Raw genomic sequence first — 24,078 nt, 5'->3', positions numbered from 1 at the left:
CCGCCGGCCGTGTGGGCAGTCGTGCCGCTGGGCGGCACGGGTGGGCACACGGCACCCCGGTCCCGCGAGGGCTCGCGCAGCCTCGCCGTGCCCCGGTCCGGCTGCGGGGCCGGGCCCCGTCCGGGCGGAGCTCCCGCTCCGGGTGGTGCCGGGCCCGGCGAAGCCACTGCCCTGGCCGGGCGGCGTTGCGGCCGGAGCCGAGGCATGGCTTCGGTGGGGCGGGAGCGCTGCCCGCTGGGCGGCGTTCCGGTGTGCCCACCCGTTCCGCCCTGCGGAACGCCTGCCCACACCTCGGCGGAGGTCGCCCACACCTCGGCGGGGGCCGCCACACCTCGGCGGAGGTCGCCCACACCTCGGCGGGGGCCGCCACACCTCGGCGGAGGTCGCCCACACCTTGGCGGGGGCCGCCCACACCTCGGCGGGGGTCGCCCAGACCTCGGCGGAGGTGGGCTGGGCCTCGGCGGGGGCCGCAACTTGGCGGGGGCGGCCGCGCCAGGGGCGGAGCAGCGTAATCCACGTCCGTTACGGAGGAAGCATGTTGTTGGTCCCTTACTACGAGCATCCCGCCGAGCAGCCCGACGCATGGGCCGCCCTCACCCGGTCCGCCGACCGCCTGCATTCCGTCGTGCTCAATCCGGCCAGCGGCCCGGGCACCGCCCCGGACCACGCGTTCGCCGCGGCCGCGGCACGGCTGCGCGGCGCCGGCGTCGCCGTGCTCGGCTACGTCGACACCGACTACGGCCGCCGCCCGCACGCCGACGTCGTGCAGGAGCTGCTCCGGCACCGCGACTGGTACGCCACCGACGGAGCCTTCCTGGACCAGGCCGCGGCCGGCGCCGAGGCCCTGCCGCACTACCGGCGGCTCGCCGTCGCCGCCCGCGCCGCAGGCGCCCGTACCCTCGTCCTCAACCACGGCACCCACCCGCACCCCGGGTTCGCCGAACTCGCCGACCTGCTGGTCACCTTCGAGGGCCCTTGGGAGGCGTACCGGCACGAATCGGCCGGGTCGCTGCCGGAGTGGACCGCCGGGCATCCGGCCGCCCGGTTCTGCCACCTCGTCCACGGCGTGCCGCCCGGCACCGCACCCACCGCCGTGGCCGCGCTCGCCGCGGCCCGGCACGCCGGGGTGCACGGGGCGGTGTCCGGCACCGGAACGCACCCGTGGCAGGAACTGCCGTACGACCTGTGAGCCGTGAGCCGTGAGCCGTGCGAGCTGAGACGTGAGCCCCGGCGGGTCCTCAGACCGGCAGGACCACGTGCACCCGGTAGCCCCCGCCGTACCGCGGCCCCGCGAAGCACGTGCCGCCCAGCGCCCCCGCCCGCTCGCGCATGCCGAGCAGCCCGTGGCCGCCGGCCGGCACCGGTGAGGGCGCGTCCGCGGCCGGGGAGGCGGCCGGAGGGGCGGCCGGAGAGCCCGCCGGGACGGTGGCCGGTTCCGGAGCGCCCGTCCCGCCGTCGTCCAGCACCGTGATCTCCACCGAGGTGCCCACCCGCACCACGCTGACCTCCGCCTTCGCCTCCGGCCCGGCATGCTTGCGGACGTTCGTCAGCGCCTCCTGGATGACCCGGTACGCCGCCAGGTCCACCGCGGCCGGGAGGCCGGGCTCCCCCTCCGGGCTCCGCTGGACGGCCAGCCGCACCGGCAGCCCGGCGTTCCGGAAGGTGTCCACGAGGTCGTCGAGCACGCCCAGCCCCGGCGCCGGCTCGGTCGGTGCCTCCGGGTCGCCGGACTGCCGCAGCAGTCCGACCGTGGCGCGCAGTTCGTTCAGTGCCGACCGGCTGGCCTCCCGTACGTGCGCGAGGGCCTCCTTCGCCTGGTCCGGCCGCTTGTCCATGACGTGCGCGGCCACTCCCGCCTGCACGTTGACCAGCGCGATGTGGTGGGCCACCACGTCGTGCAGGTCCCGGGCGATCCGCAGCCGCTCCTCGGCGACCCGCCGCCGCGCCTCCTCCTCCCGGGACCGCTCGGCCCGGTCGGCCCGTTCCTGGATGGCGTCCACGAAGGCCCGCCGGCTGCGCACCGCGTCCCCGGCCGCCGCGGCCATTCCGGTCCAGGCGAAGATCGCCACGTTCTCCTGCGCGTACCAGGGCGCCGGCCCGGCCGCCATGGCCACCCCGGTCAGCCCGGTCATGGTGAGCAGTCCGAGCCTCCACGTGGTGGGCCGGTCGGTCTGCGAGGCCACCGTGTAGAGGGCGACCACCGCGCAGAAGGCGACCGGGGCCCGGGGCTCCCCGGTGACGAGCTCCACCAGGGTCAGTGCGACCGTCGCGGCGAGCACGCTCCGCGGCCGGTGCCGCCGCAGGACCAGCGCGGCCGCCCCCAGCACCATCAGCACCAGCGAGAACGGGTGCGGCGCCCGCGTCCCGAAGGTGGGCCCGTGCGGCCCGTGCGGGTCGGCGAAGGAGCCGACGAACATGGCGACGAGCACCCCGAGCGCGAGCAGGGCGTCGGTCGCGAGCGGATGCGCCGTCATCCACTCGCGGGTGGAACAGACCGCTCCGCCGCCCGGCCGGGGACGCGGCGCGAGGTGTTTCGTCAGCATCCCGATACGGTACGGCCTCCCGCTCAGAGCGGGTATCGCTCCAGCGCGGCCGTTCCGCCCACGTTCCGCATCATCCGGCGCAGCACCCGTACGGCGGTCGCGTAGTCGGCGTCGTCGATGCCGTCGTGGATGTGGGCGCGGATTCCGGGGAGGATCTTCTTGACCTCCGCGTGGGCCTGCCGGCCCGGTTCCGCGAGCCACAGGCGCCCCTCGGCGTCACGGGTGAGGAGCCCGCGTCCGACCAGGTCGTCCGCGTCCTCCGCCGGCCGGTCCTGGGGGAGCAGGTAGGGCTCCAGCAGCGCGGCCAGTTCGGCCGGGGTCCGGCCCGCGCCGTCCGCCGAGAGGTCCTCCGGGTGCAGGTAGCGGATCGTCCAGTACTGCGGCTGGGTCAGCCCCAGTTCGCCGAGCCTGCCCCGGATGTAGGCGATGACCTCCCGGTGGACGGCGTCGGAGACGCTGCCGACGGGCTGACGGGCCAGGACGGCGGGATCGTTCTCGGCGTCGGTCCCGCCGGTCGTGACGCTCCCGCCGGTCGTACCGGTGCTGGTCATGGTGGTGCCTCCCCGTGGCTGCGCATCAGGTGCGTGATCAACGCCATCCTGCAACCTCAGGTCCGCTCGAGGTCAACCCGAGCGCGTGTGGAGCGGCGGTTTTCGCCGGAGCCGGAACCGGAGCCGGAGGCGGTGTCCGCGCCGGGGCCGGGGGCCGGCCGCCGACAGGACCGCGCACAGCAGCGCCACGGCGGCGATCGCCGCGAGGTGCTCCTTGCCCGCCAGGTTGTCCTTGACCAGCAGCTCGACGGCCATCATCAGGACCACCGCGGCTCCGGTGACGTACGCCCCGTAGCGCCAGCACACGTACACCGAGAGGCCGACCACCGCCGCGGAGGGGCCGGTGTCCACGATCAGGCGGTCGGAGGCCGGGAGGCCCAGCGGGTGGTCCGGGCCGAGACCGAGCCCGACCCGGGCGTACGTGGTCCCGGCGAGCGTGGCGACGTAGCCGATCAGCAGGGTGCGCCACCAGCCGACGCAGATCTCCGCGATCCCGAAGACCAGCAGCATCTGCGCGAGCGCGCCCCACACCGGCAGGTCCAGGGCGGGCACGAAGAGCGAGAGCGGGGTCCGCAGCAGCGCCAGCCACAACGGGTCGGAGGCCTTCACCGACCCGAGGTCCTGGACGAAGGGGAATCCCCAGCTCTGGTTCTGCACGATCTGGAACACCAGCGTCAGACACACGGCGCCCAGGGTCATCGGGACCGCCCGCCACCCGCGCCTGACCAGCGCGATCCGCACGGTCCGGTACAGCGGCCCCCATTCGCGTTCGGCGAACCGCCGCACGGCCGGGAGGGTCAACGCCTGGCCCCCAGGTGTTTCCGGTGCAGCCTCCCCCACGCGGCGCGCGGGGGGACCCCCAGCAGCCGGGGTGCTTCAAGGAAACCTTCTGCGCGCCCCGCCGCGAGCCCGATCCGCAGCAGGTCGGAGCTCTTCTCGAACAGCATGAACCGGGGCTCCCAGATCGGCCGGTACTTGGCGTTGGCCCGGTACAGCGACTCGATCTGCCACCACCGCGAGAAGAACGACAGCAGCGAGCGCCACAGGCGCAGCACCGGCCCCGCGCCCAGCCGCGAGCCGCGCTCGAAGACGGACCGGAACATGGCGAAGTTGAGCGAGACCTGGCTGACGCCGATCTCCCTGGAGCGTTCCAGGAGTTCGATGACCATGAACTCCATCAGGCCGTTCTCGGAGTCCCGGTCACGGCGCATCAGGTCCAGGGACAGGCCCCCCGGCCCCCACGGCACGAAGGACAGCAGCGCGCGCAACTCGCCCGTGCCGTCGGTGCACTCCAGCATCACGCACTGCCCGTCGGCCGGATCGCCGAGTCGGCCCAGCGCCATCGAGAAGCCGCGCTCGGTGGCGCCGTCGCGCCAGTCGTCGGCGCGGCGCAGCAGCTCGTCCATCTGCTCGGCGGGAATGTCGGCGTGCCGTCGGATCCGCACCTGGTACCCGGCCCGCTTCACCCGGTTGTACGCCTGCCGTACGGTCCGCATGGCGCGGCCCTCCAGGGTGAACTCGGCGGTCTCCACGATCGCCTCGTCGCCCAGTTCGAGCGCGTCCAGCCCGTGCCGGGCGTACACCGTGCCGGCCTCCTCGCTCGCGCCCATCACGGCCGGCACCCAGCCGTGCTCGCGGGCCTCGGCCAGCCACGGCTCGATGGCGCCGGGCCAGGCCTCGGGATCGCCGATCGGGTCGCCGGAGGCCAGCGACACCCCGCCCACCACCCGGTAGGTGACGGCCGCCTTGCCGGTGGGGGACCAGATCACGGACTTCTCGCGGCGCAGGGCGAAGTAGCCGAGCGAGTCGCGGTCGCCCTGCCGGGCGAGCAGCGCGCGCAGCCGCTCCTCGTCCTCCTCGGTGAGCGGGTCGACGGCCCGACGGGACCGGAACGCGGCCAGCAGCACGGCGAGCAGCAGCAGGAAGGACATCAGGTTGATGAACACGTCGACCCAGCCGGGGGTGACGATGTCCCGGTAGCCGTGGTCGCTCTCGGCGAGGGTGACCAGGCGCATCACCCCGTACCGCCAGCGGGCCATGAAGGAGGCCTCCGCGCCGTCCCCGGCGGTGTTGGTGAGGCCGACCAGCAGCGCCGCTACCAGCGAGGTGACGAGCAGTCCGACGGCGGCGACGGCCGCGGCCAGTTTCGGGTTGGACCGGTCGCCCTTGGCGTAGAACTCGCGGCGGCCCAGCAGCAGGGCGCCGACGAAGGCGGCGGTCAGGCCGAGGGAGACCCAGTTCTGCGCGTGCGAGCGGATCTCCGGGTCGGTGGTGCAGTAGTAGGCCAGGAACACCGTGAGAAGGCCGCTGATCACCAGGTTCAGGATCCAGGCGGCCCGCTTGCGGCGGCCCGTGGTCACCGCGAGGAAGAGCGAGAACAGGCCGGAGCCGAAGCCGGCGGTCAGCAGGTACGGGGTGAAGTAGCTCGCGGTGTTGTGGGCGCGCAGGTCCTGCCCGAGCGAAACCCAGACCGCACTGAGGAAGTTGACGAAGGTGACGGCCCGCAGGTACCAGACCGCGAAGGCCGCCGCCCGTACCGACCGCTCGCTCCCCCGGCCGGCCCCCGCGCCGGTGCCCCTGCTGCTTCCGCCGGTGCTTCCGGCAGTGGTTCCGCCGGTGGTTCCGCCGGTCGGTGCACGGCCGGGGGCGCGGTCGTGCTGCCGGACGGGGTCTGCGCTGGTCAAACGGACCTCTCCCATGAAAAGCGATCATATGGGGCGTCGCGTTTCGCGGCAGAGCCGGGACGGGCGGCCCGGTCGGGGCCGCCGCCCCCGGACGTTCAGTCCGTCTTCTCCGCCTCGTCCACCGCGTCCGCCTCGTCGGCGTCCCGCTCCGGCAGCTCCGCCGCGAGCGCCGCGGCGGCCTGGACGAGCGGGAGCGCCAGCAGCGCCCCGGTTCCTTCGCCCACAGTGACGCCGTGGTCGAGCAGAGGGTTGAGCGCCATCCGGTCCAGCGCCTTGGCCTGGGCCGGCTCACCGCTGGCCTGGCCCGCCAGCCACCAGTCCGGGGCGCGGAACGCGGCCCGCTGCGCCACCAGGGCACAGGCCGCCGACACCACCCCGTCGAGGATCACCGGCGTACGGCGGACCGCGCACTGCAGCAGGAAGCCGACCATCGCGGCCAGGTCGGCACCGCCGACCGCCCCGAGCAGCTCCAGCTGGTCGCCCAGCACCGGACGGGCCCGGCGCAGCGCGTCGCGGACGGCCGCGCACTTGCGCATCCAGGCCAGGTCGTCGACGGGGACGCCACCGCGCCCGGTCACCACCGAGGCGTCCGTCCCGCACAGCGCCGCCACCAGGGTCGCCGCGGCCGTGGTCCCGCCGACGCTCAGATCACCGAGCACCACCAGGTCCGTACCGGAGTCGGCCTCCTCGTCGGCGATGCGCATGCCCAGCCGCACCGCCGCCTCGGTCTCCGCCGCGCTCATCGCGTCCTCGACGTCGATCCGGCCGCTGCCGCGCCGCACCCGGTGCCGTACGACTTCCTCGGGCAGCAGAGCGGGATCGCAGTCCAGACCCGCGTCCACGACCCGGATCCCGGCACCCAGTCGGCCCGCCAGCACCGACACCGGGCTCCGCCCGTCGAGCACGGCCCGCACCAGCGCGTGCGTCCCGCCGGCGGGACGGGCCGAGACGCCCAGCCCGGCCACTCCGTGGTCACCGGCGAAGAGCACGACCTTCGGGTGCTCCACCGGCCGTACCGGCACGGAACCCTGCGCGGCGGCGAGCCACTCGGCGAGCTCGTCCAGCCGGCCCAGGGCACCGGGCGGCACGGCCAGCCGTTCGCGGCGGTCCTCGGCGTCCCGCCGTACGCCCCCGTCGGGGCGCTCGATCAGATCGGAGAAGTCGTCGAGATTCAGCGTGGTCATTTCCCGAACAGTACAGGCGGGAGGCGGGTGTCCGGCCCCGCCCGGAGCCGCACCCGGACACCGGTTCGGAACCGGTGTCCGGGACCGGCCCGCGGGCTATTCCTTCAGTACGAGGGCCTGCCCGGCGACCACCAGGAGGACGTGCTCGCACTCCCCGGCCACGGCCGCGTTCAGCCGGCCCAGCTCGTCCCGGAAGCGGCGCCCGGCGGGCGTCGCCGGGACCACGCCGGAGCCGACCTCGTTGCTCACCACCACCACCGTCCGGCCGGTGGCGCGCACGGCGGCCACCAGCTCCGCCGTGCGTTCCCGCAGCCGCTGCCGGCCGCTCGCAGCCCAGGTCTCGTCGTCCCAGGCGCCGACCCGGTCCATCGCGTCGGTCAGCCACAGCGCCAGGCAGTCGATCAGCAGCGGCGGCCCATCCACGGCGAGCAGCGGCACGATCTCGCAGGTCTCCAGGGTCCGCCAGGACCCGGGGCGGCGGTCCCGGTGCAGGGAGATCCGGGCCGCCCAGTCCGGGTCGCCCTCGCGGGTGCCGCCGGTGGCGACGTAGTGCACCTCGGGGAAGGCGGCGAGCCGCTGTTCGGCCTCCACCGACTTCCCCGACCGGGCGCCGCCGAGCACCAGGGTGCGGCGGGGCAGGTCGGGCACGGCGTGGTACTCGCCGACGATCAGGGTGCTGCCGTCCGGGACCGCCCGGGCACCGGCCGCGGCGCAGCGGCGCTCCAGCTCCCGACCCGGCGGGACGTCGTGGTCGAGGTGCACGGCGATCACGTCGGTGGCCGGCCCGATCGCGCCGACGGCGCGCAGCCGGGCGATGGCGTCGGGCCGGCCGAGCACGTCGGCGACCACCAGGTCGTACACGCGCCCGTGGTTCTCCTCGGCGCCGGCCGGGGCGCCGCCGGGCGGCAGGTACAGCAGCCGGTCCCCGTCCGGGCCGGTGACCTCGTACCCGGTGCCCGGCGCGTCCATCGGCACGGCCCGCACCCGGTGGCCGCTGATCACCGCCAGCTCCCGTCCGTCGGGCACCCGGCCGGCGGCCGGCAGTCCCGGCGGCAGCTCCACGGCGGGCCCGTCGTGCGGATGGGTCAACAGCACCTGGCGCACCCCGCCCAGCGAATGCCCGGCCCGGGCCGCGGCGAGCACGGCGCCGGGGGTGAGGTCGAGGAGCACCGCGCCGTCGACGAGCAGGGCGGTGGCGGCCCGGGCGCGGGTGCCCACGGATACGGCGCAGGCGGCGCAGGGACAGCCGGGGCGGGGCAGTCCTTCGGGTGTGCCGGTGCCGAGCAGAGTCAGTTCCACAAGGAAGATCCTCCCGCGTCCCCGGGGGTGGTGCGCGCCCGGCTAGTCTGCGGGCAGACTCACGGCAGCGAACGAACGACCAACGGAGGCGGACATGGCGTGGACGTGGCGGTTCGAGACGGCGGACGGCGCGGAGACCGCACCGTCGGTGGCGCCGGAGGAGTTCACCACCCAGGGCGACGCGGAGTCCTGGATCGGCGAGTACTGGAAGGACCTGCTGGAGGGCGGCACCGAACGCGTCCGCCTCGCGGACGACAACGGTCAGGAGATCTACGCGATGAGCCTGCGCGAGGCACTGGACGCGTAGGGTCTGTCCCGGCCCCGCCCGGTCCGCCGGGCGGGGTCACGTCACCCGCGGACGCCCACCAGGTGGAGGAGGGCCGCGACGCCGCGGTAGGGGTCGGTGCGGCCGGCGCGTTCCTCGGCGGCGAGCAGGCGCTCCAGCTCGTCCTCCGGCGGCAGCGGCGAGCGCTCCGTCGCCTCGGTGCCGTCCGTGAAGACCCGTACGCCGTACCAGGTGTGCAGCGGCGCCCCGATCCCGGACAGCGTGGCCGTCAGGCCGGCCAGCCGGTCGGCCCGTACGTCCAGGCCCAGCCGGTTGGTGTAGTCGACGGAGTCGAACGCGGCCAGCGCGCCCGCCCAGTCACCGTCCAGCCCCGGCCGCATGGCCAGCGCGTCCCCGTTGCGCACGAGCAGCGACAGCAGGCCGCCCGGCGCCAGCATGCGGGCCAGGCCGGCGAGCATGGCGTCCGGCTCGGCCACGTACATCAGCACCCCGTGGCACAGCACCACGTCGAAGCTGCCCGGCAGGAAGTGCGCGCCGGTCTCCCGGCCGTCGCCCTCCAGCAGCCGCACCCGGTCGCGGATCCCGGCCGGTTCGACGGCCAGCGCGGCACGCGCCACGTCCAGCATCCCGGAGTCCTGTTCCAGCCCGGTCACCATGTGCCCGGCGCGGGCCAGCCGCAGCGCCTGCGTGCCCTGGCCCATGCCCACGTCCAGGACGCGCAGCCGCTGACCGACCGGGAAGCGCTGGGCGATCTGCTCGTCGACCTGGCGGCCGACCAGTTCCTGACGGACCGCGTTGCGCAGTCCGCCCAGACCTTCCAGCCACATCCGGGCTCCGCCCGCGAAGCCCGCCGGTTCCTCGACCGGTGCGCCGGGCCCGCCTGCGCTCAGGGTCGTTCCCCGCGCTTGACCTGCGGCTTCGGCAGCCGCAGCCGGCGCATCTGGAGGGTGCGCATCAGGCCGTACGCGACGGCGCCGCGCTTCGGCTCGTCCGGGAAGCGCTCGTTCACGGCCTTGCGCAGCCGGATGAACAGGCCGACGGAGTCGACGAGGATCAGCGCGATCACGCCGAGCCACAGCAGCAGCGCGATGTTCTGGATCGAGGGGACCCGGACCATGCTCAGGACCAGGATGACCACCGCGAGCGGCAGGAACATCTCGGCGACGGACCACCGGGAGTCCACGAAGTCGCGGACGAACCGGCGGACCGGTCCCTTGTCACGGGCCGGCAGGTAGCGCTCGTCGCCACTGGCCAGCGCCTCCCGCTGCTTGGTCAGCTCGGCCCGGCGCCGCTCGCGGGCGCGCTTGGCGTCCTCCTTGCGGTTACCGGTCGAGGCCACCACGGTCTTGCGCTGCGACTGTGCGACAGCGCGCTTCGGCGTGGGGCGGCCCTTGGGGGCCTGCGGGTCACGGGGCTGCTTGGAGAGGTCGGCGCTCACCTTGTCGGTGGGGGCCGCCTTCTCTTCCTTGGAGGAACGGCTACCAAACACAACACCCAAGGGTACGTGCTCGTACGCCACCGCCCCACCTCGCCGGGGAACGATCCGGCAACGGCGGGCGTCTTCCCCTGCGAGGGATCACCGAACGTGTCGCCGCGGGCTCCGCCGGAGGCGCCACCGAGGGGATCACCTACTCCTTACGCCTGAGGGCCCGGGGGCAGGCTCGTCCCGGAGGAGGAGCGCATCCGTGCTCGAACAGTGCGGTAATGGAGGCAGGGCCCGTACTGTGGTCCTGAGGTTCGCAACCGTTGGTGACCTGCAGTCGTAGTCCGTCAGAAGGGGGCGCGCGAAGCCCATGAGCGGTGTCATGAAGCGTATGGGGATGATCTTCCGCGCGAAGGCGAACAAGGCCCTTGACCGGGCCGAGGACCCGCGCGAGACCCTCGACTACTCGTACCAGAAGCAGCTGGAGCTGCTGCAGAAGGTGCGTCGCGGCGTCGCGGACGTCGCCACCTCCCGCAAGCGCCTGGAGCTCCAGCTGAACCAGCTGCAGGGCCAGTCCGCCAAGCTGGAGGACCAGGGCCGCAAGGCCCTCGCGCTGGGCCGTGAGGACCTCGCCCGCGAGGCCCTCAGCCGCCGCGCCTCGCTCCAGCAGCAGGTCGGGGACCTGGAGGTGCAGCACCAGACGCTCCAGGGCGAGGAGGAGAAGCTGACTCTCGCCGCCCAGCGCCTGCAGGCCAAGGTGGACGCCTTCCGCACGAAGAAGGAGACCATCAAGGCCACCTACACCGCGGCCCAGGCACAGACCCGGATCGCCGAGTCCTTCTCCGGCATCTCCGAGGAGATGAGCGACGTCGGCCTGGCCATCCAGCGGGCAGAGGACAAGACCGCCCAGCTCCAGGCACGCGCCGGCGCCATCGACGAGCTGCTCGCCTCCGGCGCCCTGGACGACCAGTCGGGTCTGGCCAAGGACGACATCCAGGCCGAACTCGACCGGCTCTCCGGCGGCACCGACGTGGAGCTGGAGCTCCAGCGGATGAAGGCGGAGCTGGCCGGCGGCCCCTCCGCGCAGCAGCAGGCCATCGAGGGCGGCACCCCGGGTGCCGCACAGCAGCAGTCGCAGTCCCAGCACCGGTTCGACAAGCAGTAGGGACGGGGCCCGTCATGATTGTCCGCATCATGGGGGAGGGCCAGGTCCAGCTCGCCGACGAGCACCTCGCCGAGCTGAACAAGCTCGACGACATGCTGCTGGAGGAGATGGAGAACGGCGACGGCCCGGCGTTCCGGGCCACGCTGCACGCCCTGCTGGACAAGGTCCGCGAGCTGGGCACGCCCCTGGCGGACGAGGAGCTGGAGCCCTCCGAGCTGATCCTCCCGCCGCCGGACGCGACCCTCGCCGAGGTGCGCGAGCTGCTCAGTGACGACGGTCTGATCCCCGGCTGAGCCGTTTCGGCTTGCGGTCGGGGTCCGGGGCCCCGCCGATGAAGTCCTGGAACCGGCGCCGTGGCGCCGCCCAGCGCCGGTCGTGGTGGAACGCCCGCAGGCCCGCCTTCGCGCGGGCACGCGGGCGGTTCACGTAGAACCGCTTCGCGAAGGGGGACGTGGGCCGGGCCAGCCGGACCGCCCCGATCAGTGCCACGAAGGGCACCAGGGTGCCGATCAGCGCCGTGCGCGGCTTGCCCTTCCACAGGGCGATCAGTGCCAGGAAGAAGTTGAAGGCCGTGTTGACGGCGACCAGACCCCGGTTCTGCCGTTCGTCGACGGTGAGGTCGTTGACCCCGAACGGCAGGAAGCCGCCCAGCACCAGCGCCACCAGTGCCGCGGTCAGCACCACGATCTCCACGCTCTTGCGGCCCTGCTCGCTCCAGTAGACGTCGTCCAGGTGCAGGATCAGCGCGAACTCGTCCAGCACCAGGCCGGCGCCGAGCCCGAACAGCACGGCGGAGACCATCGCGCCGAAGCCGTACCGGCCGCTGCCCACCGCCCCGAATCCGCCGACGATCACCAGGATCACGCCCGGCACCACGTGGTGGACGTGCATCCCGCCCGGGGTGATGTTCTTGAAGGGGCCCCGGCCCGCCCGGATCAGCCGGGTGATCATGCGGGTGACCAGGAACGAGGTCACGAAGGACAGCAGCGCGAGGAGCAGGGGGAGCTTTCCCGGCTCGACGATGTTGCGATACCACCAGTGACCCATACCACCAGCTCCCGATACATCCCGTTTCGGGTAATTTACCCGTAGTCGTGTGCGGGGCGTGAGCAGGTAGCGTTCCGGCCGATGACCGCTTCGCACTCGCCCGACTCCCCGCCCGCCGACCGCGCCTCGCTCGGCGACGGCATCCGGTTCGCCTTCGGCACCCTCACCGTGCTGCCCGCACGGATCACCCGCTGGGACCGGCCGGCCGCCCGCACCGGCATGGTCTGCGCCCCGCTGGCCGGCCTCGTCGTCGGCCTGCTCGCCGCCGTCCCCGGGGTCCTCCTGCTGCTGCTCGGCGGCGGGCCGCTGCTCGCCGCCGCGGCCACCCTCGCCGTCCCGGCCGTCCTCACCCGGGGCCTCCACCTGGACGGACTGGCGGACACCGCCGACGGCCTGGGCAGCGCCAAGCCCGCCGACACCGCCCTGCGGATCATGAAGCAGTCCGACATCGGCCCGTTCGGGGTCATCACCCTGCTGCTGGTGCTGCTGATCCAGGCGGCCGCCCTCGCCGACCTCTACGCCGAGAACTGGGTGCACGGCGCCCTGGCCGCCGTGCTGTCCGCCGTCACGGGCCGGCTCGCCCTCACCCTGGCCTCCCGGGCCGGGGTCCCGGCCGCGCGCCCCGAAGGCCTCGGTGCCACCGTCGCCGGCGCCGTCCCCGGCACCTCCGCCCGCGTCCTCGCCGCCGTCATCGTCCTCATGGCGGCCGCCGCGGGCCTGGCACTGGGGGTGCCCGCCGCCGTCCAGTGCGGTGCGGCCGTGGCCGCCGCCCTCGGCGCGGCCGAACTCCTGCTCCGCCGCTGCGTCCGCCGGTTCGGCGGGGTCACCGGCGACGTCTTCGGCGCGGTCGAGGAGACCGCCGGCACCGCCGCCCTGGTGGTCCTCGCCCTCGGCTGACCGTGGTCCCCGCCCTCGGCCGATCACCGGCGGGCCGGCCCGCGTAGGCTCTGGTCCCGTGGACGAGACGCCGATCGACCTGCCGGAACCGCCGGGCCTGCCGGACTTCCCGGCCCCGCCGGACCCGCCGCCCGCCGGGCCCATCAGGGTGCTCCTCGCCGACGACCAGGCACTGCTGCGCAGCGCCTTCAGGGTCCTGGTGGACTCCGAACCCGACATGGAGGTGGTGGGGGAGGCCTCCGACGGGGCGCAGGCCTACGCCCTGGCCCGGGAACGCGCCGTCGACGTGGTCCTGATGGACATCCGCATGCCCGGCACCGACGGACTCGCCGCCACCCGCATGATCAGCGCCGACCCCGCCCTGGCCGCCGTCCGGGTGGTGATGCTGACGACCTTCGAGGTGGACGAGTACGTCGTCCAGGCCCTGCGCGCCGGAGCCTCCGGCTTCCTCGGCAAGGGCGCCGAGCCGGAGGAGCTCCTCAACGCCATCCGGATCGCCGCGGCCGGCGAGGCCCTGCTCTCCCCGGCCGCCACCAAGGGCCTGATCGCCAGCTTCCTCGCCCAGGGCGGTGGCGCGCACACCGCCGAGGGGGTCCCCGGCGGCCCGCACGCGGCACGGCTGTCGGCCCTGACCGGCCGCGAGCGCGAGGTCCTCGTGCAGGTCGCGGCTGGCCTGTCCAACGACGGGATCGCCGGCCGCCTGGAGGTCAGCCCCCTGACGGTGAAGACCCACGTCAACCGCGCCATGGCCAAACTCGGCGCCCGCGACCGCGCCCAACTGGTGGTCATCGCCTACGAATCGGGCCTGGTCCGCCCCCGCGCCGAGTAGGGCCTGTCCGGCGGCACGGGCGAGGGGCACCCACCGTGCGGTGGGTGCCCCTCGTGGGCCGTCCGGGCGGGCCTGCGCTACGGCAGCGCGAGCATGCGCTCCAGCGCCAGCTTGGCGAAGCCCTCGGTCTCCCGGTCGACCTGGATCTGGTTCACCAGGTTGCCCTCGGCCAGGGACTCCAGGGTCCACACCAGGTGGGGGAGGTCGATGCGGTTCATGGTCGAGCAGAAGCAGACCGTGCGGTCGAGGAAGACGACTTCCTTGCCTTCGGGGGCGAATCGATTCGCCAGCCGCTTGACCAGGTTCAGCTCGGTGCCGATGGCCCACTTCGAGCCGGCCGGAGCCGCCTCGAGAGCCTTGATGATGTACTCCGTGGAGCCGACGTAGTCCGCGGCCGCAACGACCTCGTGCTTGCACTCGGGGTGGACCAGCACGTTCACGCCCGGGATGCGCTCGCGCACGTCGTTGACCGAGTCCAGGCTGAACCGGCCGTGCACGGAGCAGTGCCCGCGCCACAGGATCATCTTGGCGCCGCGCAGCTGATCGGCGGTCAGGCCGCCGTTCGGCTTGTGCGGGTTGTAGACCACGCAGTCGTCCAGGGACATGCCCATGTCCCGGACCGCGGTGTTCCGGCCCAGGTGCTGGTCCGGCAGGAACAGCACCTTCTCCCCCTGCTCGAAGGCCCAGTCCAGGGCCTTCTTGGCGTTGGAGGAGGTGCAGATGGTGCCCCCGTGCTTGCCGGTGAACGCCTTGATGTCGGCCGAGGAGTTCATGTACGAGACGGGGACGGTGCGGTCGGCTATGCCGGCCTCGGTCAGGGCGTCCCAGCACTCCGCGACCTGCTCGGCGGTGGCCATGTCGGCCATCGAGCAGCCGGCCGCGAGGTCGGGCAGGACGACCTTCTGGTCGTCCGAGGTCAGGATGTCCGCCGACTCGGCCATGAAGTGCACGCCGCAGAAGACGATGTACTCGGCCTCCGGCTTGGCGGCCGCGTCGCGCGCGAGCTTGAAGGAGTCGCCGGTGACGTCCGCGAACTCGATGACCTCGTCACGCTGGTAGTGGTGCCCGAGGATGAAGACCTTGTCCCCGAGCTTCTCCTTGGCCGCGCGGGCGCGCGCCACCAGGTCCGGGTCCGAGGGCGACGGCAGGTCGCCGGGGCACTCCACTCCCCGCTCGCTCTTGGGGTCGGCCTCACGGCCGAGCAGCAGCAGGGCAAGGGGCGTCGGCTGGACGTCCAAAGGCTGGGCGGTGGTCACGACACGCACCCTTTCTGTTCCGCGACGACGAGACTTCTCGTCTATATGACGCTATTTATCATAACCCGTTCACGTCAGTTTGACGATGGCCAGTGTGTCTATGTGACGAATTCGCTGGTGCATCGCGGCGGCCCTCCCTTCCGTCCCGGTGTGCGAGCATGGGAATGAATACGTGGCCGCGTCGGTTGCCACCGACGGCAAGAGTCCTCCGCCCCACTTCGGGAGTGAATGCAGATGTCCGTTCAGGACGAAAAGACCACTGTGAGCGACGGCATCCTCCTGTCCGACGCCGCCGCCGCCAAGGTCAAGGCCCTGCTCGAGCAGGAAGGCCGGGACGACCTGGCCCTGCGCGTCGCCGTACAGCCCGGCGGCTGCTCCGGCCTGCGCTACCAGCTCTTCTTCGACGAGCGCTCGCTCGACGGCGATGTCGTCAAGGACTTCGACGGGGTCAAGGTCGTCACCGACCGCATGAGCGCCCCGTACCTGGGCGGTGCCTCCATCGACTTCGTCGACACCATCGAGAAGCAGGGCTTCACGATCGACAACCCGAACGCCACCGGCTCCTGCGCCTGCGGTGACTCCTTCAGCTAAGCCCTGAACGGCACGAGGGGCCCGCACCGGACGACTCCGGTGCGGGCCCCTTCGCGTACGGACCCCCTCGCGCGGGCGCGCGTCAGGAGGTGCGGGACAGCTCCTTGCCCGTCGTGGCGTCGATCACCGGCCGCCCGCCCAGCGGGTCCTTCAGCGTCGCCGACAGGGACATCTCCTGGGCGATCAGGATGCACGCCCGGCCCGGCTCCTTCGGGGTGTCGGTGATCCGCACCGACACCGCCGCCGGGGTCTCCCGCACCTCCAGGGCGTACGTGCTGCACACCCCGCCCCAGAAGTGCACGGTCAGCTTCCGGTCCGATTCGCTGTACGAGAACCCGGGCACCGCCATCCGCCCCACCCCGTCCGTCTTCGGGTCCGCCACGGCGGCCTGCGCCACGGTGTGCCCCGGGGCGCCGTTCCGCCCCGCCACCTCGAACAGCCAGGCCGGCTCCAGTCCGCGGACCCCGTCCACGGTGGCCGGGGCCAGCCCCAGCACCGCCTTGTCCACCGTCTCGGTCCGCGGCGGCTTGATCGGGCGCGGCTCGGGGTTGCAGGGCACCGTGTCGGTCCCCGTCGCGGGGGCCGGCGAGTCCTCCAGCGGAACCGGGGTGGCGCACCCGCTCGGACCGGTGACCGGCGGCCGCGAGGCGGCGTTCAGCTTGTCCAGGGCCGCCGTGGCGGTGACCACCGAGCGCTCACCGGCCCGCTCCGGCGCCTTCAGCTCGCCGCTGCCGCCCACCACCGTGCCGGCCGGGCCCACGCTGATCCGGGTCGACCATCCCTGGGTGGCCAGTCCGCCGATCACCGGGTCCGCGACCACCACCCGTACGGAGCCCTGGGTGAGCCGGGCGTCGAGTTTCGCGCCCTCCTGCCCGAGGGCCCTCAGCACCGGCTCGGCCGCTGCCTTCGCCGCGTCCTCCGTGACCGCCGGCCCGGGGCCGTGCGCCACCGGATCGGACACCCCGGACCCGCTCGAACCGGCACCGCCGGGCAGGGTGGCCGGACCGCAGGTGTCCTTGCCCCGTTCGCAGTCGTCCCCGCCCTGCCGGTGGGCGCTGAAGGACCAGCTGCCGGGGGACTGCCGGGTCACCTGGAGCCGGGGCCCGCCCGTGTCCTTGGCCTGACCGGCCACCCACTGCGCACCCGAGAGCTGCGGGGCGCCCTCGATGCCCAGCGCCGTCGCCAGCTTCGCCACCTCGGCCGAGGTCACCTCGCCGACCGCCTTGAACGCGGGCGCGCTGCCCGGGCCCTGCGGGAGCGGGTTCCTCGCCTCGTAGACCACCTGGCCGCCGGAGGGGTCCGGCTCGCCGGGCGCGATCCCCGGGTTCCCCGGAGTGGGGCTCGACGCCGGGCCGGATTCCGGGCCGCCGCCCGCGTCCCGGGCGGCCATCGCCGCCGTCGCACCGCTGCCGCCGCCCTCCTGGGCCGTGGCCGCCCAGTACGCCGTACCGCCGCCGACCAGCAGCACCGCGGCCGCCACCGCGCCGGCGACCAGGGCGGGCCGTCGGCGCGCCGCCCTGGTCGGTACCGCCGTCTCCGGTGCGGGAGTGGCCTTTCCGGCGGGGTCCGCCGGCGCTGCGGGGTCCGCCGTCCCTGCGGGGCCGGCCGTCCCTGCGGGGTCGGTCCCGGTGGGGTCCGCCGACCCTGCGGGGTGTGTTGTCCCTTCGGGGTGTGCCGACTCCGCCGTCGCCGCGGGGTCCGCGGCCTCTGCCGGGTCCGGGATCCGTGCCGGTTCCGGGGTCTCCGAGCTGGTCACCGCATCGCTCCTTCGCCTGCCTCGCCGTCCGTGGTGCCAGTGGGACGGAACAGACGCGCAACCGGTTCCCCTCCGATTCCCCCTCCGGTTCCCCTCGATCCCCGTTCGCTCAGTCCCCGTACAGAGCCGTGGCCGCGATCATCCGGGCCGAGGCCGGCGGCACCGTGATCCCGTGGATCTGCGCGGCCGTCACCGGGGCCGGAACGGGCTCCGCCGGGACTCCCCAGTGCGGAGCCATCCGGGCGCAGTCGCCCAGCATCCGCGCGAAACCCGGCCGGGAAAGGGCTTCAGCGCCGCGCAGTGCGGCGGTGTACTCGGAATAGTCCGTCATGTGGGCACCGTAGGGGGCGTCCGGCGCGAGGGAAAAGCCCTACTATCGGGTAGTTTCGGTGGCTCGGCATGCCGCGCCGGAGCGGGTAGCGTGGACTGTCACCTTGCCGCCCCTTCGCAGGAGCATCCACGCCGTGCGTATCGCAGTCACCGGCTCCATCGCCACCGACCACCTCATGACCTTCCCCGGCCGCTTCGCCGACCAGCTGGTCGCGGACCAGCTGCACACGGTCTCCCTCTCCTTCCTCGTCGACAACCTCGACGTGCGCCGGGGAGGCGTCGGCCCGAACATCTGCTTCGGCATGGGCCAGCTGGGCAGCCGCCCGATCCTGGTCGGCGCCGCCGGCTACGACTTCGACGAGTACCGGGCCTGGCTCGAGCGGCACGGCGTCGACACCGAGTCCGTCCGCATCTCCGAGGTGCTGCACACCGCGCGCTTCGTCTGCACCACGGACAAGGACCACAACCAGATCGGCTCCTTCTACACCGGCGCCATGAGCGAGGCCCGGCTGATCGAGCTCAAGGCGGTCGCGGACCGGGTGGGCGGCCTGGACCTGGTCCTCATCGGGGCCGACGACCCCGAGGCGATGCTGCGCCACACCGAGGAGTGCCGGACCCGGGGCATCCCGTTCGCGGCGGACTTCTCCCAGCAGATCGCCCGCATGGACGGCGAGAACATCCGCACCCTGATGGAGGGCGCGACCTTCCTCTTCTCCAACGAGTACGAGAAGGGGCTCATCGAGACCAAGTCCGGCTGGACCGACGAGGAGATCCTCGGCAAGGTCGGCACCCGCGTCACCACGCTGGGCTCGCGCGGCGTGGTCATCGAGCGGGCCGGCGAGGAGCCGATCACGGTCGGCTGCCCGGAGGAGACCGCGAAGATCGACCCGACCGGCGTGGGTGACGCCTTCCGGGCCGGCTTCCTGACCGGCCTCGGCTGGGGCGTCGGCCTGGAGCGTGCCGCGCAGGTCGGCTGCATGCTCGCCACCCTCGTCATCGAGACCCTGGGCACCCAGGAGTACACGCTGGCCCGCGCCCACTTCATGGAGCGCTTCACCAAGGCGTACGGCGACGAAGCGGCCGCCGAGGTCCAGGCCCACCTGTCCGCGTAACCCTCCGGAGGCGGAGCCGGCCCGACCCCGGCTCCGCCGCTCGGCCCCGCCGGGCTGCACCCCGTCGGGGGCGCGGGGAACTGCGCGAACGGCCACGGCCGGCCCGCAGGCCCGGTGCGACGGGGCCGCCCGAACCGGGCGGCGGTCCGGGGCGGAGCCCCGGGGAAACGGTGAAGGGGCGGGGCGGGGAACAACCCCGCGCAGCGGCCGACCCCCCCTCGGGCGGTCAGTGCGTACGCCGCACCCGATAAGCGACGGCGCCGCCGGACGCAGGAGCTTCGCCCAGGTACTCCTGCTCACGCATCGAGCACCACGCCGGAATGTCCAGCCGCGCCACCTCGTCGTCCGACAGGACGGTGACCACGCCGCCCACCGCCACCCGCCCGATCGCCCGCGCCAGCTCGATCACCGGCTGCGGGCAGAGCAGTCCCAGCGCGTCCACGGTCAGCGACTCGGCCCCGGCGCCCGCCGGGGCGGGCGCCTCGGAGACGCCCAGCTGCTCCCGGACCCCCGCGACCGCGCGCGGCAGCACCTCCAGGAAGGCGTTGACCTCCTCGGCCGTGGTGCCGTGCGGCAGCGACACCCGTACGTTCCCCTCTGACAGCACCCCCATGGCGTTCAGCACATGGCTCGGCGTCAGGGTCGAGCTGGTGCACGAGGAACCCGAGTTCACCGAGAACCCGGCCCGGTCCAGCTCGTGCAGCAGCGTCTCCCCGTCCACGTACAGGCAGGAGAACGTGACCAGATGGGGGAGCCGGCGGTCGGCGTCGCCGACCACCTCCACGTCCGGCACCAGCCGTGCCACCCGCCGCCGGATCCGGTCCACCAGCACCCGCAGCCGGGCCGCCTCCGCGTCCGCCTCGGCGCGGACCGCCCGCAGCGATGCCGCCGCGGCCACGATGGCCGGGAGGTTGGGGAAGCCGGGGGATCGGCCCGACTCCCGTTCGTCGGCCGGGCCTTGGGGCGCGTACCGGACGCCCTTGCGGACCGCCAGCAGCCCGACTCCAGCTGGTCCGCCCCATTTGTGCGCACTGGCGGCGAGCACCGACCAGCCGCCCTCCACCGGCCCCCACGGCAGCGACTGCGCCGCGTCCACCAGCAGCGGCACCCCGGCCGCCGCGCAGACCTCGGCCGTCTCGGCGACCGGCTGCACCGTGCCCACCTCGTGGTTGGCGGACTGCAGGCAGGCCAGCGCGGTGTCCGGCCGGTCCGTCAGCTCCCGCGCGTACGCCTCGGCGGACGCGGCCCCGGTCCGGTCGACCGGCACCCGCAGGACCGTTCCGCCGGCCGCCTCGTGGAGCTCCGCCGCGTGCAGCACGGAACTGTGCTCGACCGCCGATACGACCAGGTGAGCGCCGACCCGCCGACGGCCCGCCAGGACCCCGGCCATCCCCGCGTGGACGGCGTGCGTCCCCGAAGGGGTGAAGACGAGTTCGTCGGGGCGGCAGCCCACCGCGTCGGCGGCGGCCTCCCGCGCCGCGTCCAGCAGCAGCCGGGCGCGCCGGCCCTCCCGGTAGAGCCGGGCCGGGTCGGCCCAGCCCTCGTCCAGCGAGGCCTGCAGGGCCTGCCGGGCGACCGGGTGCAGCGGAGCGGCGGAGGCGACATCGAAGTACGGCATCCGGTCACGCTAACCGGCCGGGCCCGGCACGGGGTTCAGGGGGCGTCAAGCGCCGTGCCGAGCCCGCCGTTCAGGCGCGCGGAGACCGTCCCCCGTACGGGCGAGCCACCCCTTCGGGGGCAGTAGCGGCGCGTTGGGCACCCTCCCCGCGCGACCCCAAATAGCGTCCAGTAGGGTTTGGTCCGCATAAACATCCAAACCCCTGCCTGCGCGTCAGGGCCGGCGACCGACCCGAAAGACGGCCGCGGCCGGGAGCGCGGGCCGAGACTCTCGGGAAGGCGCTACGTGAGTCCCTACGGCTCCGACCTCCCCCACCGCCCTGAGGGCGTGGGAGGTACCCCCATGCCGCGGCGCCCGATGCGGCGGAAGCTGCTGCAGGCGCTGACGGCGGGTGCGGTCCTGGCAACCGCCACCGGTTGCTCGTACACATATAAAGACTTTCCCAACCTCGGAATGCCGGACCCGGTCACCGAGGAGGCGCCGCGCATCCTCTCGCTGTGGCAGGGGTCGTGGGCGGCCGCTCTGGTCACGGGCATCCTGGTCTGGGGCCTGATCATCTGGAGCGTGATCTTCCACCGGCGCAGCCGCACCAAGGTGGAGGTCCCTCCGCAGACCCGGTACAACATGCCGATCGAGGCGCTGTACACCGTGGTCCCGCTCATCATCGTCTCGGTGCTCTTCTACTTCACCGCGCGCGACGAGTCGAAGCTGCTCGCCCTGACGAAGCCCGCCCACACCATCAACGTGGTCGGCTTCCAGTGGAGCTGGGGCTTCAACTACGTCGAGGACGTCGACGGTGACGCGGCGACCCCGAAGGCGGGTGAGGTCCCCAAGGAGCTCGCCTCCATCCCGGACCGCTTCACCAAGCAGTTCCCCGCGGGCGCCGAGGGCGTCTACGAGAAGGGAACGCCGGCCGATGTGAACCCGGAGATGGCGGCGCAGGGCAAGACCTACCCCGGTCCGACCCTGTACTTGCCCAAGGGCGAGAAGGTCCGTTTCATCCTGTCGTCGAACGACGTCATCCACTCCTTCTGGGTGGTCCCCTTCCTGTTCAAGCAGGACGTCATCCCGGGCCACACCAACGTCTTCGAGGTCGTCCCGAACCAGGAGGGCGTCTTCATGGGCAAGTGCGCCGAGCTCTGCGGCGTCGACCACTCCCGGATGCTGTTCAACGTCAAGGTCGTCTCCCCCGAGGAGTACCGGGCCCACCTCAAGGAACTGGCCGAGAAGGGGCAGACCGGCTTCCTGCCGGCCGGCATCAAGCAGACTGACCCGGCCCGGAACGCGGAGACGAACAAACTGTGAGCATCCTCAACGAACCTCAGGGTGCCGCCGCAGCCGACTCGTACGAGAACGAGCTGCCGGTACGGCGCAAGCAGCCCGGGAACGTGGTCGTGAAGTGGCTCACCACCACTGACCACAAGACCATCGGTACGCTCTACCTGGTCACCTCGTTCGTGTTCTTCATCATCGGCGGCATCCTGGCGCTCTTCATGCGCGCCGAGCTTGCCCGTCCGGGCACGCAGATCATGTCGAACGAGCAGTTCAACCAGGCGTTCACGATGCACGGCACGATCATGCTGCTGATGTTCGCGACGCCGCTGTTCGCCGGATTCGCGAACTGGATCATGCCGCTGCAGATCGGCGCGCCCGACGTGGCGTTCCCCCGGCTGAACATGTTCGCGTACTGGCTGTACCTCTTCGGCTCGACCCTCGCGGTGGCCGGCTTCATCACGCCGAACGGCGCCGCCGACTTCGGCTGGTTCGCCTACTCCCCGCTGTCGGACGCGGTCCGGTCGCCGGGCATCGGTGCCGACATGTGGATCATGGGTCTGGCCTTCTCCGGCTTCGGCACCATCCTCGGCTCGGTCAACTTCATCACCACGATCATCTGCATGCGCGCTCCGGGCATGACGATGTTCCGCATGCCGATCTTCACCTGGAACGTGCTGCTGACCGGTGTCCTGGTCCTGCTCGCCTTCCCGGTGCTGGCCGCCGCGCTGTTCGCGCTGGAGTCCGACCGCAAGTTCGGCAGCCATGTATTTGACGCGGCCAACGGCGGCGCACTGCTCTGGCAACACCTCTTCTGGTTCTTCGGACACCCAGAGGTGTACATCATCGCCCTGCCGTTCTTCGGAATCATTTCCGAGGTCATCCCGGTCTTCTCCCGCAAGCCGATGTTCGGTTACATCGGTCTGATCGGTGCGACGATCGCGATCGCCGGTCTGTCCGTGACCGTGTGGGCGCACCACATGTACGTCACCGGCGGTGTGCTGCTGCCGTTCTTCTCCTTCATGACCTTCCTGATCGCGGTACCGACCGGTGTGAAGTTCTTCAACTGGATCGGCACCATGTGGAAGGGCTCGCTGTCCTTCGAGACCCCGATGCTCTGGACGATCGGCTTCCTGATCACCTTCACCTTCGGTGGTCTGACCGGTGTCATCCTGGCCTCGCCCCCGATGGACTTCCACGTCTCCGACTCGTACTTCGTCGTCGCGCACTTCCACTACGTCGTCTTCGGCACCGTGGTCTTCGCGATGTTCGCCGGCTTCCACTTCTGGTGGCCGAAGTTCACGGGCAAGATGCTGGACGAGCGCCTCGGCAAGATGACCTTCTGGACGCTGTTCTTCGGCTTCCACGGCACCTTCCTGGTCCAGCACTGGCTGGGCGCCGAGGGCATGCCGCGCCGTTACGCGGACTACCTGGCCGCCGACGGGTTCACCACGCTGAACTCGCTCTCGACGATCAGCTCGTTCGTACTCGGCCTGTCGATGCTGCCGTTCTTCTACAACGTGTGGAAGACCGCCAAGTACGGCAAGAAGATCGAGGTCGACGACCCGTGGGGCTACGGCCGTTCGCTCGAGTGGGCGACCTCCTGCCCGCCGCCGCGGCACAACTTCCTCACCCTGCCGCGCATCCGCAGTGAATCGCCGGCGTTCGACCTGCACCACCCGGAGATCGCGGCCCTCGAGCACCTCGAGGACCACGCGGGCGTCAAGGCGGCCGTCACCAGCGGCAAGGAGGCCGGCAAGTGAAGATCCAGGGCAAGATGTTCCTCTGGCTCTCGGCCTTCATCCTGATCATGGCCATCGTGTATGGCGTGTGGTCGAAGGAGCCGGTCGGAACCACCGCGCTGTTCCTGGCCTTCGGCCTGAGCGTCATGATCGGCTACTACCTGGCCTTCACGGCCAAGCGTGTGGACGAGATGGCCCAGGACAACAAGGAGGCCGACGTCGCGGACGAGGCCGGCGAGCTCGGCTTCTTCTCGCCGCACAGCTGGATGCCGCTCGCGCTCGCCATCGGCGGTGCGCTGGCCTTCAGCGGCGTCGTCTTCGGCTGGTGGCTGCTGTACTTCTCCACCCCGGTCATCCTGGTCGGCCTGTGGGGCTGGGTGTACGAGTACTACCGCGGCGAGAACCAGAACCAGTAACCGGTTCCGGTTGACCCACTTGGGGCCCGGTCACCTCATCCGATGAGGTGGCCGGGCCCCTCTTTTGCCTCACCGAG

At 72.7% G+C, this 24,078-nt stretch carries 24 protein-coding genes; 11 read left to right on the top strand and 13 right to left on the bottom strand.

Annotation, left to right across the window (positions count from 1 at the left end; all coding sequences use genetic code 11):
* Positions 1-535: 535 nt before the first annotated feature.
* The gene (locus tag AC067U_RS06460) at positions 536-1,189 is read left to right on the top strand and encodes a spherulation-specific family 4 protein (protein WP_478828509.1); all 654 of its coding nucleotides are present in this window, start codon (positions 536-538) and stop codon (positions 1,187-1,189) included.
* Positions 1,190-1,238: 49 nt separating this feature from the next.
* Here AC067U_RS06460 and AC067U_RS06455 read toward each other — a convergent pair whose 3' ends face one another.
* The 6 genes from AC067U_RS06455 to AC067U_RS06430 all read right to left on the bottom strand — a co-directional run bounded on the left by AC067U_RS06455 (position 1,239) and on the right by AC067U_RS06430 (position 8,261).
* On the bottom strand, positions 1,239-2,543 hold the full coding sequence (locus tag AC067U_RS06455) for a sensor histidine kinase (RefSeq protein ID WP_478828508.1): 1,305 nt from the start codon (positions 2,541-2,543) through the stop codon (positions 1,239-1,241).
* Positions 2,544-2,566: 23 nt separating this feature from the next.
* Positions 2,567-3,094 (bottom strand): MarR family winged helix-turn-helix transcriptional regulator, encoded by a 528-nt coding sequence (locus AC067U_RS06450; protein ID WP_478828507.1) that lies wholly within the window; start codon positions 3,092-3,094, stop codon positions 2,567-2,569.
* A 72-nt stretch (positions 3,095-3,166) separates the two neighbouring features.
* Positions 3,167-3,880 carry a hypothetical protein gene (locus tag AC067U_RS06445; RefSeq protein WP_478828506.1) on the bottom strand — a complete coding sequence of 238 codons (714 nt, stop codon included), beginning with the start codon at positions 3,878-3,880 and terminating at the stop codon, positions 3,167-3,169.
* A gap of 11 nt (positions 3,881-3,891) precedes the next feature.
* A complete protein-coding gene (locus AC067U_RS06440; protein WP_478828505.1) occupies positions 3,892-5,793 on the bottom strand; it encodes a phosphatidylglycerol lysyltransferase domain-containing protein in 1,902 nt (633 codons plus the stop codon).
* An 80-nt stretch (positions 5,794-5,873) separates the two neighbouring features.
* Positions 5,874-6,962, bottom strand: a complete 1,089-nt coding sequence (gene cobT / locus AC067U_RS06435) for a nicotinate-nucleotide--dimethylbenzimidazole phosphoribosyltransferase (RefSeq protein ID WP_478828504.1) — start codon at positions 6,960-6,962, stop codon at positions 5,874-5,876.
* Between the two features lie 96 nt (positions 6,963-7,058).
* Entirely contained in the window at positions 7,059-8,261 is a 1,203-nt protein-coding gene (locus tag AC067U_RS06430) for a bifunctional adenosylcobinamide kinase/adenosylcobinamide-phosphate guanylyltransferase (protein WP_478828503.1), read from the bottom strand.
* Between the two features lie 94 nt (positions 8,262-8,355).
* Here AC067U_RS06430 and AC067U_RS06425 point away from each other — a divergent pair, with 94 nt between their 5' ends.
* Positions 8,356-8,568: a hypothetical protein gene (locus AC067U_RS06425; protein WP_478828502.1), complete on the top strand. Its 213-nt coding sequence runs from the start codon at positions 8,356-8,358 to the stop codon at positions 8,566-8,568.
* Positions 8,569-8,609: 41 nt separating this feature from the next.
* Here AC067U_RS06425 and AC067U_RS06420 read toward each other — a convergent pair whose 3' ends face one another.
* Together AC067U_RS06420 and AC067U_RS06415 are read right to left on the bottom strand one after the other, a co-directional pair.
* Positions 8,610-9,374 carry a class I SAM-dependent methyltransferase gene (locus AC067U_RS06420; RefSeq protein ID WP_478828501.1) on the bottom strand — a complete coding sequence of 255 codons (765 nt, stop codon included), beginning with the start codon at positions 9,372-9,374 and terminating at the stop codon, positions 8,610-8,612.
* A 59-nt stretch (positions 9,375-9,433) separates the two neighbouring features.
* Entirely contained in the window at positions 9,434-10,036 is a 603-nt protein-coding gene (locus tag AC067U_RS06415; RefSeq protein ID WP_478828500.1) for a DUF3043 domain-containing protein, read from the bottom strand.
* Positions 10,037-10,340: 304 nt separating this feature from the next.
* On the opposite strand from AC067U_RS06415, the gene AC067U_RS06410 reads away from it, so the two are divergent.
* Both AC067U_RS06410 and pspAA read left to right on the top strand, forming a co-directional pair.
* Positions 10,341-11,135: a PspA/IM30 family protein gene (locus AC067U_RS06410; RefSeq protein WP_478828499.1), complete on the top strand. Its 795-nt coding sequence runs from the start codon at positions 10,341-10,343 to the stop codon at positions 11,133-11,135.
* A gap of 14 nt (positions 11,136-11,149) precedes the next feature.
* Entirely contained in the window at positions 11,150-11,428 is a 279-nt protein-coding gene (gene pspAA / locus AC067U_RS06405; RefSeq protein ID WP_478828498.1) for a PspA-associated protein PspAA, read from the top strand.
* Here the strand turns inward: pspAA and AC067U_RS06400 are convergent.
* On the bottom strand, positions 11,400-12,182 hold the full coding sequence (locus AC067U_RS06400) for a hypothetical protein (protein WP_478828497.1): 783 nt from the start codon (positions 12,180-12,182) through the stop codon (positions 11,400-11,402). The genes pspAA and AC067U_RS06400 overlap by 29 nt on opposite strands.
* Positions 12,183-12,263: 81 nt before the next feature.
* On the opposite strand from AC067U_RS06400, the gene AC067U_RS06395 reads away from it, so the two are divergent.
* The gene (locus AC067U_RS06395) at positions 12,264-13,079 is read left to right on the top strand and encodes an adenosylcobinamide-GDP ribazoletransferase (RefSeq protein WP_478828496.1); all 816 of its coding nucleotides are present in this window, start codon (positions 12,264-12,266) and stop codon (positions 13,077-13,079) included.
* 97 nt (positions 13,080-13,176) lie between these two features.
* Complete coding sequence (locus AC067U_RS06390) at positions 13,177-13,908, top strand: response regulator (RefSeq protein ID WP_478828921.1); 732 nt, start codon at positions 13,177-13,179, stop codon at positions 13,906-13,908.
* Positions 13,909-13,985: 77 nt separating this feature from the next.
* Here the strand turns inward: AC067U_RS06390 and nadA are convergent, their stop codons facing one another.
* Entirely contained in the window at positions 13,986-15,173 is a 1,188-nt protein-coding gene (gene nadA / locus AC067U_RS06385) for a quinolinate synthase NadA (RefSeq protein WP_478828495.1), read from the bottom strand.
* 225 nt (positions 15,174-15,398) lie between these two features.
* Between nadA and AC067U_RS06380 the strand changes: the two genes are divergently transcribed.
* Positions 15,399-15,755, top strand: coding sequence for a HesB/IscA family protein (locus AC067U_RS06380; RefSeq protein ID WP_058044766.1), 357 nt, complete (start codon positions 15,399-15,401; stop codon positions 15,753-15,755).
* A gap of 82 nt (positions 15,756-15,837) precedes the next feature.
* Here the strand turns inward: AC067U_RS06380 and AC067U_RS06375 are convergent, their stop codons facing one another.
* Both AC067U_RS06375 and AC067U_RS06370 read right to left on the bottom strand, forming a co-directional pair.
* Positions 15,838-17,511 (bottom strand): hypothetical protein, encoded by a 1,674-nt coding sequence (locus AC067U_RS06375; RefSeq protein WP_478828494.1) that lies wholly within the window; start codon positions 17,509-17,511, stop codon positions 15,838-15,840.
* A gap of 109 nt (positions 17,512-17,620) precedes the next feature.
* Positions 17,621-17,842 carry a hypothetical protein gene (locus tag AC067U_RS06370; RefSeq protein WP_478828493.1) on the bottom strand — a complete coding sequence of 74 codons (222 nt, stop codon included), beginning with the start codon at positions 17,840-17,842 and terminating at the stop codon, positions 17,621-17,623.
* A gap of 133 nt (positions 17,843-17,975) precedes the next feature.
* Here AC067U_RS06370 and AC067U_RS06365 point away from each other — a divergent pair, with 133 nt between their 5' ends.
* Positions 17,976-18,953: a carbohydrate kinase family protein gene (locus tag AC067U_RS06365; protein WP_478828492.1), complete on the top strand. Its 978-nt coding sequence runs from the start codon at positions 17,976-17,978 to the stop codon at positions 18,951-18,953.
* Between the two features lie 226 nt (positions 18,954-19,179).
* Here the strand turns inward: AC067U_RS06365 and AC067U_RS06360 are convergent, their stop codons facing one another.
* On the bottom strand, positions 19,180-20,571 hold the full coding sequence (locus AC067U_RS06360; RefSeq protein ID WP_478828491.1) for an aminotransferase class V-fold PLP-dependent enzyme: 1,392 nt from the start codon (positions 20,569-20,571) through the stop codon (positions 19,180-19,182).
* A gap of 285 nt (positions 20,572-20,856) precedes the next feature.
* On the opposite strand from AC067U_RS06360, the gene ctaC reads away from it, so the two are divergent.
* From ctaC to AC067U_RS06345, 3 genes are read left to right on the top strand one after another with little or no spacing between them, the layout of a single operon-like run.
* Positions 20,857-21,876, top strand: coding sequence for an aa3-type cytochrome oxidase subunit II (gene ctaC / locus AC067U_RS06355; RefSeq protein WP_478828490.1), 1,020 nt, complete (start codon positions 20,857-20,859; stop codon positions 21,874-21,876).
* Positions 21,873-23,606, top strand: coding sequence for an aa3-type cytochrome oxidase subunit I (ctaD, locus tag AC067U_RS06350; RefSeq protein WP_478828489.1), 1,734 nt, complete (start codon positions 21,873-21,875; stop codon positions 23,604-23,606). The genes ctaC and ctaD overlap by 4 nt, the downstream gene beginning before the upstream one ends.
* Entirely contained in the window at positions 23,603-24,001 is a 399-nt protein-coding gene (locus tag AC067U_RS06345; protein WP_478828488.1) for a cytochrome c oxidase subunit 4, read from the top strand. Before ctaD ends, AC067U_RS06345 begins: the two co-directional genes overlap by 4 nt.
* Positions 24,002-24,078: the final 77 nt, after the last annotated feature.

This window comes from Streptomyces sp. NPDC043853, assembly GCF_056436025.1.
The sequence above is the reverse complement of the archived record's forward strand: the minus strand, read 5'-3'. Positions and strand labels throughout refer to the sequence as shown.

Excerpts from the sequence above, each read along its gene's own strand:
- AC067U_RS06425 (WP_478828502.1), top strand. The coding sequence starts at position 8,356 with ATGGCGTGGACGTGGCGGTTCGAGACGGCGGACGGCGCGGAGACCGCA.
- AC067U_RS06400 (WP_478828497.1), bottom strand. The coding sequence starts at position 12,182 with ATGGGTCACTGGTGGTATCGCAACATCGTCGAGCCGGGAAAGCTCCCC.
- AC067U_RS06370 (WP_478828493.1), bottom strand. The coding sequence starts at position 17,842 with ATGACGGACTATTCCGAGTACACCGCCGCACTGCGCGGCGCTGAAGCC.
- AC067U_RS06455 (WP_478828508.1), bottom strand. The coding sequence starts at position 2,543 with ATGCTGACGAAACACCTCGCGCCGCGTCCCCGGCCGGGCGGCGGAGCG.
- AC067U_RS06450 (WP_478828507.1), bottom strand. The coding sequence starts at position 3,094 with ATGACCAGCACCGGTACGACCGGCGGGAGCGTCACGACCGGCGGGACC.
- cobT (WP_478828504.1), bottom strand. The coding sequence starts at position 6,962 with ATGACCACGCTGAATCTCGACGACTTCTCCGATCTGATCGAGCGCCCC.
- AC067U_RS06440 (WP_478828505.1), bottom strand. The coding sequence starts at position 5,793 with ATGGGAGAGGTCCGTTTGACCAGCGCAGACCCCGTCCGGCAGCACGAC.
- AC067U_RS06395 (WP_478828496.1), top strand. The coding sequence starts at position 12,264 with ATGACCGCTTCGCACTCGCCCGACTCCCCGCCCGCCGACCGCGCCTCG.
- pspAA (WP_478828498.1), top strand. The coding sequence starts at position 11,150 with ATGATTGTCCGCATCATGGGGGAGGGCCAGGTCCAGCTCGCCGACGAG.
- AC067U_RS06460 (WP_478828509.1), top strand. The coding sequence starts at position 536 with ATGTTGTTGGTCCCTTACTACGAGCATCCCGCCGAGCAGCCCGACGCA.
- AC067U_RS06420 (WP_478828501.1), bottom strand. The coding sequence starts at position 9,374 with ATGTGGCTGGAAGGTCTGGGCGGACTGCGCAACGCGGTCCGTCAGGAA.
- AC067U_RS06360 (WP_478828491.1), bottom strand. The coding sequence starts at position 20,571 with ATGCCGTACTTCGATGTCGCCTCCGCCGCTCCGCTGCACCCGGTCGCC.
- AC067U_RS06410 (WP_478828499.1), top strand. The coding sequence starts at position 10,341 with ATGAGCGGTGTCATGAAGCGTATGGGGATGATCTTCCGCGCGAAGGCG.
- AC067U_RS06380 (WP_058044766.1), top strand. The coding sequence starts at position 15,399 with ATGTCCGTTCAGGACGAAAAGACCACTGTGAGCGACGGCATCCTCCTG.